The organism is Cellulomonas sp. A375-1, from assembly GCF_001040865.1.
GTDB lineage: Bacteria > Actinomycetota > Actinomycetes > Actinomycetales > Cellulomonadaceae > Cellulomonas > Cellulomonas gelida.
This window is the reverse complement of sequence record NZ_LFKW01000009.1, coordinates 81793-93257: the sequence shown is the minus strand read 5'-3', so window position 1 is coordinate 93257 and position 11465 is coordinate 81793. Positions and strand designations below refer to the sequence as shown.

The following is an 11465-nucleotide window of genomic DNA, read 5'->3' as shown; positions in this document are numbered from 1 at the left end:
GACGCGACAGCCACGACGTGCACCGCGCCCGGCGCGGGCCCGAGCAGGAACGACAGCACCACGCACGCGAGCGCCGCCACGAGCGCGGCCGCCCGCACCGTCCCGGTGGTGATCGCCCCCGTCGCGACCGGCTTGTCCGGCCGGGCGACGGCCCGGTCACGCGCGGCGTCGATCCAGTCGTTCGACCACCCCACCGACAGCTGACCCGCGAGCACCGCGAGCGCGACCTGCGCGGCCAGCCCGGCGGGTGCCCCGACGCCCCACGCGTACGCCGCCGCGAACGCCGTGACGGCGAGCGTCGGGGGCAGGTGCGACGCGCGCAGCAGGGCGGCGGCGGTGCGCACGACGGGCATGGCGCCCACCCTGGCACGACCCGCCGCCGCGGGTCAGCCCTGGGCCGCGACCTTGGCGCGCCGCTGCTCGACCGCCTCCTGCTGCTCGGGCGTGAAGCTCTCCCCGAAGTCCTCGGGCCGCGGGAGCTGCCGGATCTCGAGGTGCGTGCGCTTGCCCAGGCTCGACCGCTGCACCGGGCAGCGCTTGAACAGCTCGACGCACTCGGCCAGCGAGTCCATCTCGACCAGGAAGAAGCCCGCGACGAGCTCGGTGGTCTCGGCGAACGGCCCGTCCACGACGGTGCGCTCGTCGTCGTCCTCGACGTAGATCCGCGCCCCGGTGCTGCTCGGCAGCAGGCCCTCGGCGCCGCGCAGGATGCCCGCGTCGACGAGCTCGCCGATGAACGCGCCCATCGTCTCGAAGTCCTCGGTGGTGGGCATGATGCCCGCCTCGCTCTCGGCCGTGGCCTTGACGATCACCATGAACTGCATCGCCTGTCCCCTCTCGTCAGTCGGTCGTCTCACCGAGATGACGCACGACGACCGCCGGATTCGACAGCCGGGGGGCATCGTCGGGCCGGGCGAGGGCCGGCGGACCGGGACCGTCAGGGCGTGACGACGACCTTGCCGAGCGCGCGGCCCTCGCCGACGTGCGCGAGCGCCTCCGCGACGCCGTCGAGTCCGACCGTTCGGTCGACGTGGACGGCGACCTCCCCTGCGACGCACCGCTCGGCGAGAGGCTCGAACTGCGCGGGTCCCGTCTTCACGACGAGCACGCCCAACGAGCGTCCGGTGGCGACGCCCGCAGCGGCACCGACGGTCAGCACCCGCAGGAGCGACCGGACCGTGCCGCCCACGCACCGGTAGCGTCCGCCCGGGGCGAGCGCGCGCCGGTAGGCGAAGACGGACCTGTGGGCGACGAGGTCGAGGATCAGGTCGTAGCGCTCGCGGCCGCGCGTGAAGTCCTCCCGGCGGTAGTCGACGACCTCGTCGGCCCCCAGCGACCGCATGAAGTCCAGCTTGTGCTCGTTGTCGACGGCCGTGACGTGCGCGCCGAGCCGCTTGGCGAGCTGGATCGCGAACGTCCCCGAGCCGCCGCCCGCGCCGTTGACGAGCACGCGGCGTCCCGGCGCCGCGAGCGAGGTCCCCTGCAGCGCGATCGCGCCGGCCTGGGGGATCGTCGAGACCTGGGTGAACGTCAGCTCGGCGGGCTTGCGCGCCAGCTCTCGCTCGGGGACGACCGCATACTGCGCGAAGCCCCCCATGAGCGCGAGGTTGTCCGCGTAGACCTCGTCGCCGGGGGCGAACCCGGTGACGTCGGCACCGACGGCCTCGACCGTCCCTGCGATGTCCGAGCCGAGCACGTGTCGTCGCGGCGCCCGGAGCCCACCGAGGCGCGAGTAGAACGGCGAGCCGCGCAGGCTCTCCCAGTCGCTGAGGTTGATCGACGTGGCCGCGACCTTCACCAGGACCTGCCCGGCGGCGGGGCGCGGCGTCGGGACGTCGGCGAGCCGCAGCCGCTCGGGACCCCCGTACTGCTCGTACACGACAGCCTTCACGGGAGGCCTCTCGATCGGGAGCGGTGCGCAGGTCAGCGCGTCGGCAGCGTATCGGCAGCCTGAGCGGTGCTCGGCACGCCGAGCTCGGACGTCACCAGCCGCAGGTCGGCCCGCTCGGACCGGCTGGGGCGCACGGCCAGCAGCGCCCACAGGATCGTCGCGAGGTCGACGGCCTCCTGCAGCCAGGCGCCTGCGATCGCGGGCAGGCGGCCGGCGGCCGCGAGGAGCATGAGGCCGACGGACAGGGCGAGCCCGATCCCGATCGCCTGCCAGGCGACGCGCATGGTGCGCTTGCCGATGTGCACCGCTCGCGCGGCGCGGGACAGGTCGTCGACGGTGATGACCACGTCGGCGGACTCGCTCGCCGCGCTCGACCCGCGCGCGCCCATCGCGATGCCGACGTCCGCCGCCGCCAGGACGGGCGCGTCGTTGACGCCGTCGCCGACCATCATCACGGGACGCAGCGGTGCCGTGCGGATCGCGTCGACCTTGTCCTGCGGCAGCAGCTCGGCGCGCACGTCGTCGATGCCCGCGCGCGCGGCGATGTGACGCGCGACGTCCGTGCCGTCGCCCGTGAGCATCATGGTCGTGCGGACGCCCGCGCGGTGCAGCGAGGCCATCGTCGCGCGGGTCTCGGCGCGTAGCTCGTCGGCCAGGGCGAGGTAGCCGACGTACCGACCGTCGATCGCGACGTGCACCGCCGTGGCTGCCTCCGGCCCGGCGAGCGCCTCCTGACCGGTCTCGCGTGCGATGTGCCGGGCGTTGCCCACGACGACGACGCGCCCGCCCACGACGCCGCGCATGCCGTGCGCGGGGACCTCGGTGACGTCCTCGGCGGACGGCACCTCGCCGACGTCCTCGCGGGCACGCTCGACGACCGCGTCCGCGAGCGGGTGCCCCGAGTACTGCTCGACCGCGGCGGCGAGCAGGAGCACCTCGTCGGCGCCCATGCCCTGCGCGTGGACCTCCGTGACGCGTGGCTGCCCGTAGGTGAGGGTCCCGGTCTTGTCGAACGCGGCGGTGCGCGCCCGGGCGAGCTGCTCGAGCATGCCGCTGCTCTTGACGATGATCCCGGCGCGCGCGGAGCGCGACATGCCGCCCATGAACGCCACCGGCGCCGCGATGATCAGCGGGCACGGCGTCGCGACGACGAGCACCTCGGCGAGCCGGGCGGGGTCGCCGGACACGAGCCACGCCGCGACCGCGAGGCCCAGCGCGCCGAGCGTGAAGGGCACCGCGACGCGGTCGGCGAGGCGCACGAAGGGCGCCTTGGAGTCCTGCGCCTGGCGCACGAGCTCGATGATGCGCTGGTACTGCGAGTCCGCCGCGTTCGCGGTGGCGCGGATCTCGATCGCCTCCGTGCCGTTGATCGCACCGGACAGCAGCCCGTCGCCCTGAGCGCGGTCGACCGGCAGGGACTCGCCGGTCAGCGACGACTCGTCGAGCGTCGCGGTCGCGGACTCGAGCACGCCGTCCACCGGCACGACCTCGAACGGCCGCACGAGCAGCCGGTCGCCGATCGCCACGTCCTCGACCATGAGGTCCGTGAGCTGCCCGGCGCCGTCCAGGCGGTGCGCGATGCGTGGGGCGCTCTCCAGCAGCCCGGTCAGCGCACGCGAGGCCCGGCCCGCCGCGTAGTCCTCGAGCGCCTCACCGCTGGACAGCATCAGGCACACGACGAGCGCCGCCCAGTACTCACCGACCGCGACGGTCGAACCGATCGCCGTCACCGCGAGCAGGTCGATCCCGTAGCTGCCGGCCCGCAGGTCGGCCACCATCTCGCGGACCTTGAGCACCGCGACACCGACCGCGAAGGCGGACACCACCCACCGCGCGGCCTCGGCCTGGCCGACCAGCTCGAGCACCCCGCCCACGAGCCCGACCGCGAGCGTCGCGATCACGACCGGGTACGCGGCGAGACGCGCCACGTAGGTACGCATACCTCACTGATACGTCATCGCCGCGCACTTCTCCAGCAAGGAAAGGCGGGCCTGACCGTCCCCGGGCCTGGCTCTGCCCGGTTCGACTCAGGCGGGCAGGCGGGCAGGCGGGCAGGCGTGCAGGCGGGCGGGCGGGCGACGCTGGCGCGACAGCCGTCAGCGCCGGCGCGCGGCGAGCGTCGTGACGAGCGGCGCGAGCAGCGCGACCCCCGCGGCGACGAACGCCGCGGTCGCGACCGTCTCGTCGACCAGCGGGCCGTCGGTCCGGCCCAGGCCGATCCACATCAGTCCCCACGCCATCGCCAGCCCGACCGGGATGACGACGGTCGGGCTGCTGCTGCCGTACAGGGCGTAGGCGATGGAGAGCACGGCGCCCGCGGCCACGAGGATCACCGACCACGTGGTCGCGCCGAGCCCGAGCTCGCCCACGTCGGCCGCCGCCAGGAACGCGGCCGTGTTCGCGAGCGTCGCGATGCTGACCCAGCCCAGGTACAGCCCGACCGTCACGTCGGTGACCGTCGAGGCCACCGCGTTGGTGTGCGCCAGGCGCACGAGCGTCACGAACAGCCGCGCCAGCACGGCGAGCAGCACGACGATCACGACGACGCTGCCCCCGACCGACCCGGCCTGCACGACGCCGATCCACAGCGCGTTGAGCAGCATCGACGCGAGCACCCACCAGGCGACCGCCCGCAGTCGCGGGTCGGTCGCGTTGCGCGGCAGCGCCTGGACGACCGCGAAGACCGCCAGGCCGGCGTAGATCACCGACCAGATCGCGAACGCGGGGCTGTCGGGTGCGACCGGGGTCGCGGTCGCGGACAGCGCGCCGTCCGCGGCCTCGGCGATCGGCTGGCCGCCGAGCGCGCCCGAGCCGATCGTGGCTCCGACGATCGCGACGACCGCCCCGAGCAGGACCGTGACCTGCCGCACGCGGTCCTGGCTCGTGGCGGGGTGGGCGGCGGCCGAGATCGTGGTGTTCATCGGGCCCAGGGTGGCAACGGTTGCCCGAGTCGGCATCTTGGACGTCGGATGTGCGGGCTCGTTGGAGAGCGCCGCACCGGGTCACGCGTCGACGCGGGTGCCGAGGGACGCGCCGGGTGCGATCGTCGGCGCGGCCGCGTTGAGCTGCTCGATCGCGAAGCCCGCGGCGGCCTTGTAGCCGGCCATGAACTCGTTGCGCTCGAGCTCGGGGACGACGTCCTCGATGTCGTCGAACTGCCCGCCGCACCGCTCGTCGACCAGGTCGAGCAGGCCGAACGGACCGTCGCCACGGTTGCGCAGCACGAGCTGCGAGATCGGGCCGCACAGTCGCGCGTCGAAGGCGGCGAGCGCGTCGGGCGTGACACCGTGCTCCAGCATCGAGGCGCCCAGCAGGCGGGCGTCCATGATCGCCTGGCTCGCCCCGTTCGACCCCGTCGGGTACATCGCGTGGGCCGCGTCGCCGACCAGCAGCACCGGCCCGTCGTGCCACGTCGGCACCGGGTCGCGGTCGATCATCGGGTTCTCGTACGCGACCTCGGCGCGGGCCAGCAGGTCCGGCACGTCGAGCCAGTCGTAGGTCCAGTCGGTGAAGTGGTGCGCGAACTCCGAGACGTCGACGCGCCGGAACCAGCCCGCGGCCTCGCGGTCGTCGACGTCGTCGACCCGGATCTCGGCGATCCAGTTGATCGTGGCCAGGCCCGTGTCCGGGTCGGCGGGCGAGATCGGGTAGACCACCACGCGGTGCCGGGCCGAGCCGAGGCCGACGAACGAGGCGCCCGTGCGGATCGGCCTCGCCTGCGTGGTGCCGCGCCACATGATCGTGCCGCCCCAGTGGATGGGCGGCTGGTCGGGGTGCATCTGCGCGCGCACCGCCGAGTGGATGCCGTCCGCGCCGACCAGCAGGGTGCCGCGCTCGCGGACCGTGCTCGCGTCGGCGCGCTGCCCGAGCGCCGTCACGGTCCCGTCGTCGTGCTTCTCGTAGCCGGTGACGCGGTGGCCGAGCAGCATCGCGGCGTCGCCGGCACGCTCGCGCAGCGTCTGCGCGAGGAGCAGCTGCAGACGCCCGCGGTGGACGGCGTACTGCGGCCAGCTGTACCCCGCGCGCAGGCCGCGCGGCTCGGCGTAGATGTCGTTGCCGTTGCGTCCGACGAGCGCCCACTCGTGCGTGGCGAGGCCGATCTCGTCGAGCGCGTCGGTGTCGATGCCCAGGTCCCCGAGCTCGCGCACCGCGTTGGGCTGCAGGTTGATCCCCACCCCGAGCGGCGCGAGCTCGCGCGCACCCTCGAGCACCGTGAAGGGCACGCCGAGCTGGTGCAGCGTGAGCGCGACGGCGAGGCCGCCGATCCCCCCGCCTGCGATCAGGACTCGCTCGTCGGTCACGTCTGCGGCCCTCGTTCCGGGGGGTCGGGGTGGTCCAGGGTGTGTCGGCCGTCGAGGGTGTGGAGGTCCTCGAGGGTGTAGAGGTCGACCTGCACGGTGCTGCCGTGGCGTGCGCCGGTCCCGACGAGCACGAGCCGGTTGACCCACCGGTAGTCGGGGTGGCCGCTCTCGAGGCGAGCCGTGGAGAGCATCGAGTACGCATCGGGTGCCGTCGGGGCGCCCGACGCGAGCTGCGCCATGACGTCCGGCGGTCCGTACCGGAAGCCCTGGTTGACGATCTCGACGAGCGCGCCGTCGTCGGTCCGGAACGCGTAGCGCGCGTCCATCTCGGCCACGCCGTCGTCGTCGACGGTCTGCCAGTCCGCGCCCACGTCCAGGACGGTCCCGCTGATCCGGCCGGTGACGCGCCCACCCGCGATGGGGACGACGCGCCGCTTCCCGAGCCGGGCCGCACCCACGTCCAGGACCGGCGCGAGCTCGACCGTGAGCGTGCAGAACGGCCGTAGCTGCGGTGGCGTCAGTGCCAGCACCTGTCCTCCCCCGGGGCCTCGGGCACCGAACCCTACCGGGGCGCCGTACGGGCGGGGTCGAAGTAGTCGTCGTCGTCCGCGGGGTCGTGGTGCGGGGCCGGTGGGGGCGTCGGCTGGTCGTCGTCCGGCTCTTCCGGCGGGCCGGACGGCCCGTCCGGGTCGTCCACGACGACGACGAGGTCCACGTCGTCCCCGAGCTCGACCCCCTCCGCCCGGCGTGCGGCCACCTTGAGCGGCACGCGGAACCCGCCGTCCTTGGGGAAGATCGACGTGGTGAACGTCGTGCTCCCCAGCGTCACGGTCGCCGGGATGCAGCCCCAGCCGTACGTCACGCGTGACGCGACGGCGCGCAGGCGGGCCGCGTGCGGTTCGGGGAGCACGACGAAGTGGTGCGGCGCGGGCCCGCGCCACCAGATCACCTCGCCGCTGAACCGCAGCTCCATCGAGCCAGCATCGCAGCGCCGTCCGACACGTCCCCGCCGCACTGCCGTGAGCGTGCCCGCCGGCCCGACAGCGGCACGACCCGCCGCTCCGACTGGCAGGATCGCGCTCGTGAGCGGACCCCTCGAGCTGGACGCAGACGCTCGCCTGCATCGCGTGGCGATCGGTCTCGTCCTGCCTGCGGGCCTCCACGTCGAGGACGCAGTCGTCGTGGCCGAGGACCTGGTCGCGGCGGGGTTCGACGGCGAGGCGACGGTCGAGGTCGCGGCCCTGAGCCGCGGCAGCTCCCGCAGCGATGCCGAGACGCTCGTGCGTGCGATGCTCGCTGAGCACGGCATCGACATTCCGGTCATCGAGGACGAGGACTCGGCGTACAGGGCGCTGCTGCGCGCCGTCGGCTACTGGGACCTGCCGATCCACGTCATGGAGGGGTGCTTCTATGCACGGGTCCTGGCGTGGGACGAGCAGGGCCCGTTGGACCGGGAGCTCGTCGTGCTCCTGGACGAGCGCGAGCATCTGACGGACCCACTGGAGCGTCACGCGTTCGACCAGGAGATCCGGGCTGTGGTGCGGGCACACGTCCCTGCTCCCTGAGCCGGGATCTCCGCTCGGCGGCCTCCCCGCCCTCGAGAGAGGCGTCGCCGGAGGGGCGGGCGCTAGCGTGCGCGCATGAGCAACCTGAGCGACGTCGGTGACCGGGACGCGTGGCGCTGCTGGCTGTGCGACCAGCCGGTGGACCCCGACGCGTCGGTGAACTCCGACCTCGGACCGAGCGTCGACTCCGGCCTCGTCACCAAGTCCAAGAAGGCCGCGCCCGGCAGCGAGCGCCTCGCCCACCGCCAGTGCAACACCCGCAAGGGCGCGGTGAAGCCCGTGGTGCCGTGGTCGCCCGACCTGTTCGTCGTCGACCCCGCGCCGATCGCCGAGACCGTCGAGCGCCTCGGACGTAAGGGCGGGCGGGAGGTCGTGGCGCGCTGCCCCAGCCGCGCGGACGCCGACGAGGCTGCCGCGTGGCTCGTCGACCGGCTGTCACGGTTCGCCCCCGGCCTGCCCGTCACGACGCAGGTCGAACCCGGCGGCGGGCAGTTCCTGCTGGTGCTCCGCGCTGTGTGACCGTCCCGCAGGGCGTGAGCCCGTCAGGGAACGGGGATGCGCGACACCGTGAACGGTTCCGGCGTCCCGCCTGCGCTCCTCGTGTCGAACTGGCTGTTCACGACGAGCAGGTCGCGCCCGGCACGCGCGATGGTCGTCGGGTCGTCGAACGACGGGTCCGACGTCCGCGAGACGACCCGGCCTTCGGTGAAGCGCCGGTTGAGGTCGACGGCGACCACGGACTGCGGGCTGCCGGCCGTCCACTCGGCCGCGAGCAGCCGGTGGCCGTCGAGCAGCAGACCGTCGCCCTGGACGGAGCCGCCGTGGAGGTCGACGACCGAGACGCTGCCGTCGGTCAGCCCCACCCGGAACAGCTGCCCGGTGCGCGTCTTCGCGACGACGGCGGTCTTCCCGTCGGGGGAGATCACCAGGCCGTTGGCGTTGACGTCCTGGTCGTAGGTGAACTCGGTGCCCTCGAACGACACGACCGGCTCGAGCAGCTCGGTCGTCGTCGTCCGCTTCTCGCCCGCGTGGATCCTGTAGAGGACCGGGCGCATCGAGTCCGTCACGTAGATGTCACCGCGCGGGCTCACGGCCAGGTCGTTGACGAACGTCGGCGTGCCGTCCTGCACCACCTGCCACGACCCGGTCAACGCGCGGGTCCGCAGGTCGTACGCCCACACGCGACCCGTGAAGCCGCCCGCGACGAGCAGCGTGCGGCCGTCGACCTTGAGCCCGACCGCGATGACGCGGCCGTCCTGCCCGCCCGGTAGGAACGGCGTCGCGGTCGGCTCGTCGAGGTCTCCCCGGTAGATCGTGCCGTCGGTGGTGCTGCTGACGTAGAAGTGGCCGCCGTGCGCGGCGACGCCCTCGGGGTAGACGTCGTCCGCGGCGGGGCCGACGGGGTCGAGCAGGTACGTCGCCGGGCGGTGGTGGTGCCCAGGGCCGTGCGCGGCCGCCGGGACGGCGGTGACGAGCGTGAGTGCCATGACGGCGGCGGCGAGCGAGGTCGTGAGCCTGGAGCGCATGGGTCCCCCTGCGGCGGGGTCGAGACGTCCCCTCGGGCGCGGGCCCCCGCCGTCACCCCCTGGAGAGCGCTCGGTCAGAACGGGACGAACCGGCGCAGGCCCACAGTAGGAAGGCCGTTCGGGCGCTGCCAGGGGGCGGCCACTGGGTGGACGGCGTCCGCCCCTTCCGTGCGCGGCGGTTCGCGCCTATCGTTGGTATGCCAACGACTGACGACGACGTCATCGAGGAGAGCACCGTGGACCAGATGGACGGCACCGCCGACACCCCCGAGCTCAAGCAGCTCTACGCCGACTTCGAGGCGAACAACCTGGCCCCGCTCTGGACCCAGCGGGACGACCTCATGCCCATGGCGCCGGCGCCCCAGGCCATCCCCTTCATCTGGCGCTGGAAGACCCTGTTCGACATCGCCGAGCGGTCCGGTGAGCTCGTCCCGGTCGGGCGCGGCGGCGAGCGTCGCGCGATCGGGCTCGCGAACCCCGGCCTGCCGGGCACCGCGTACGCGACCCCGACGCTGTGGTGCGCGATCCAGTACCTCGGCGGCCACGAGACCGCCCCGGAGCACCGCCACAGCCAGAACGCGTTCCGCTTCGTCGTCGAGGGCGAGGGCGTGTGGACCGTCGTCAACGGCGACCCGGTGGCCATGCGACGCGGCGACCTGCTGCTCACGCCCGGCTGGAACTACCACGGCCACCACAACGACACCGACCAGCCGATGGCCTGGATCGACGGCCTCGACGTCCCGTTCTCGCACTACGCCGACGTCGGCTTCTTCGAGTTCGGCTCCGAGCGCGTGACCGACGAGGCCTCGCCCGACGTCTCGCGCGCGGAGCGGCTGTGGGCGCACCCGGGGCTGCGGCCGCTGTCCGGGCTGGAGGACCAGACGAGCTCGCCGCTGTCCGCCTACCGCTGGGAGCACACGGACCGCGCGCTGACCGAGCAGCTGCGGCTCGAGGACGAGGGCTACCCGGCGACCGTCGAGCAGGGGCACGCCGCGATCCGGTACACCAACCCCACGAACGGCGGCGACGTGATGCCCACGCTGCGCTGCGAGTTCCACCGGCTGCGCGCGGGCGCCGAGACGCCCACACGGCACGAGGTCGGCTCGTCGGTGTGGCAGGTGTTCGAGGGCGACGGGACGGTCGTGCTCGGCGGGACCGAGCACCGCGTCGAGACCGGTGACCTGTTCGCCGTCCCGAGCTGGGTGCCGTGGTCGCTGCACGCCGACACCCAGTTCGACCTGTTCCGGTTCAACGACGGGCCGATCATCGACCGGCTCCAGTTCACGCGCACCTACGTGCCCGGCCAGCGCAACGAGGACCTCGCGTGAGGCTCGGCACGCTGCGGGTCGGTGCCTCGTCGACGGACGGTCCCGCCGGGCGGACGACGGTCGCGGTGCGGGTGGACGACGAGACGGCGGTCGAGATCGGCGACGCCGCGGACGTGGGTGCGCTGCTGGCCGACCCGCTCTGGCGTGCGCGCGCGGCGGCGGCCGACGGCCCTCGGCACGCGCTCGCGGACCTCGAGCCCCGCGCCTGGGCGCCGCCCGTGCTGCGGCCGTCGAAGATCGTCTGCGTCGGGCTCAACTACCGCAACCACATCCTCGAGATGGGCCGGGAGCTGCCCGCGTTCCCCACGCTGTTCGCGAAGTATCCCGAGGCCCTCGTCGGGCCGTACGACCCGATCGTCCTGCCCGCGCACGCGGCCGACGCGGTCGACTGGGAGGGCGAGGTCGCGGTCGTCGTCGGCGCCCCGGCGCGCAGGCTCGACGAGGCCGCCGCGCGCGACGCGATCGCCGGGTACGCGGTGCTGAACGACGTCACGATGCGCGACTACCAGTACCGCACCGCGCAGTGGCTGCAGGGCAAGACGTTCGAGGCGACGACACCGTTCGGGCCGTGGCTCACGGTCGACCAGCCGCTCACCGGCGAGCTGCGCACGGTCGTCGACGACGAGCAGGTGCAGCACACGCGCGTCGACGACATGGTCTTCGGCCCGGCCGCCCTGGTCGCCTACGTCTCGCAGATCCTGACGCTCCGCCCGGGCGACGTCATCGCGACCGGGACGCCCGGCGGCGTCGGCCACGCGCGCACGCCCCCGCGCTACCTGCGTCCGGGGAACCGGCTGACGACGACCGTCACCGGGCTGGGCGAGCTCCGCAACGACGTCGTCGCGGAGGCCTGA

13 protein-coding genes are annotated in these 11465 nt (G+C 73.9%); 4 read left to right on the top strand and 9 right to left on the bottom strand.

Annotated features, from left to right (window positions below; all coding sequences use genetic code 11):
- The 8 genes from CWIS_RS01135 to CWIS_RS01100 form a co-directional block, all read right to left on the bottom strand.
- Window positions 1–353 (bottom strand): UbiA family prenyltransferase (locus CWIS_RS01135; protein WP_048341367.1); only part of this gene is annotated, 353 nt, incomplete at its 3' end.
- 33 nt (window positions 354–386) lie between these two features.
- The gene (locus CWIS_RS01130; RefSeq protein ID WP_048341366.1) at window positions 387–824 is read right to left on the bottom strand and encodes a YciI family protein; all 438 of its coding nucleotides are present in this window, start codon (window positions 822–824) and stop codon (window positions 387–389) included.
- Window positions 825–937: 113 nt separating this feature from the next.
- On the bottom strand, window positions 938–1891 hold the full coding sequence (locus CWIS_RS01125) for an NAD(P)-dependent alcohol dehydrogenase (protein ID WP_048341365.1): 954 nt from the start codon (window positions 1889–1891) through the stop codon (window positions 938–940).
- A gap of 32 nt (window positions 1892–1923) precedes the next feature.
- On the bottom strand, window positions 1924–3831 hold the full coding sequence (locus tag CWIS_RS01120) for a heavy metal translocating P-type ATPase (protein WP_082156122.1): 1908 nt from the start codon (window positions 3829–3831) through the stop codon (window positions 1924–1926).
- A 156-nt stretch (window positions 3832–3987) separates the two neighbouring features.
- The gene (locus CWIS_RS01115) at window positions 3988–4812 is read right to left on the bottom strand and encodes a tryptophan-rich sensory protein (protein WP_048341364.1); all 825 of its coding nucleotides are present in this window, start codon (window positions 4810–4812) and stop codon (window positions 3988–3990) included.
- Between the two features lie 81 nt (window positions 4813–4893).
- Entirely contained in the window at window positions 4894–6192 is a 1299-nt protein-coding gene (locus CWIS_RS01110; protein WP_048341363.1) for a flavin-dependent oxidoreductase, read from the bottom strand.
- Complete coding sequence (locus CWIS_RS01105; RefSeq protein WP_082156121.1) at window positions 6189–6722, bottom strand: DUF3237 domain-containing protein; 534 nt, start codon at window positions 6720–6722, stop codon at window positions 6189–6191. The genes CWIS_RS01110 and CWIS_RS01105 overlap by 4 nt, the downstream gene beginning before the upstream one ends.
- A gap of 32 nt (window positions 6723–6754) precedes the next feature.
- Entirely contained in the window at window positions 6755–7165 is a 411-nt protein-coding gene (locus CWIS_RS01100) for a DUF1905 domain-containing protein (RefSeq protein WP_082156120.1), read from the bottom strand.
- Between the two features lie 109 nt (window positions 7166–7274).
- Between CWIS_RS01100 and CWIS_RS01095 the strand changes: the two genes are divergently transcribed.
- Together CWIS_RS01095 and CWIS_RS01090 are read left to right on the top strand one after the other, a co-directional pair.
- On the top strand, window positions 7275–7757 hold the full coding sequence (locus CWIS_RS01095) for a hypothetical protein (protein ID WP_048341362.1): 483 nt from the start codon (window positions 7275–7277) through the stop codon (window positions 7755–7757).
- A gap of 75 nt (window positions 7758–7832) precedes the next feature.
- Entirely contained in the window at window positions 7833–8276 is a 444-nt protein-coding gene (locus CWIS_RS01090; RefSeq protein ID WP_048341361.1) for a hypothetical protein, read from the top strand.
- Between the two features lie 23 nt (window positions 8277–8299).
- On the opposite strand, the gene CWIS_RS01085 is transcribed toward CWIS_RS01090, so the two are convergent.
- Window positions 8300–9283 carry an SMP-30/gluconolactonase/LRE family protein gene (locus tag CWIS_RS01085; RefSeq protein ID WP_053071481.1) on the bottom strand — a complete coding sequence of 328 codons (984 nt, stop codon included), beginning with the start codon at window positions 9281–9283 and terminating at the stop codon, window positions 8300–8302.
- Window positions 9284–9480: 197 nt separating this feature from the next.
- Between CWIS_RS01085 and CWIS_RS01080 the strand changes: the two genes are divergently transcribed.
- Both CWIS_RS01080 and CWIS_RS01075 read left to right on the top strand, forming a co-directional pair.
- Entirely contained in the window at window positions 9481–10611 is a 1131-nt protein-coding gene (locus CWIS_RS01080; RefSeq protein WP_369796442.1) for a cupin domain-containing protein, read from the top strand.
- Window positions 10608–11465 (top strand): fumarylacetoacetate hydrolase family protein, encoded by an 858-nt coding sequence (locus CWIS_RS01075; protein ID WP_048341360.1) that lies wholly within the window; start codon window positions 10608–10610, stop codon window positions 11463–11465. The genes CWIS_RS01080 and CWIS_RS01075 overlap by 4 nt, the downstream gene beginning before the upstream one ends.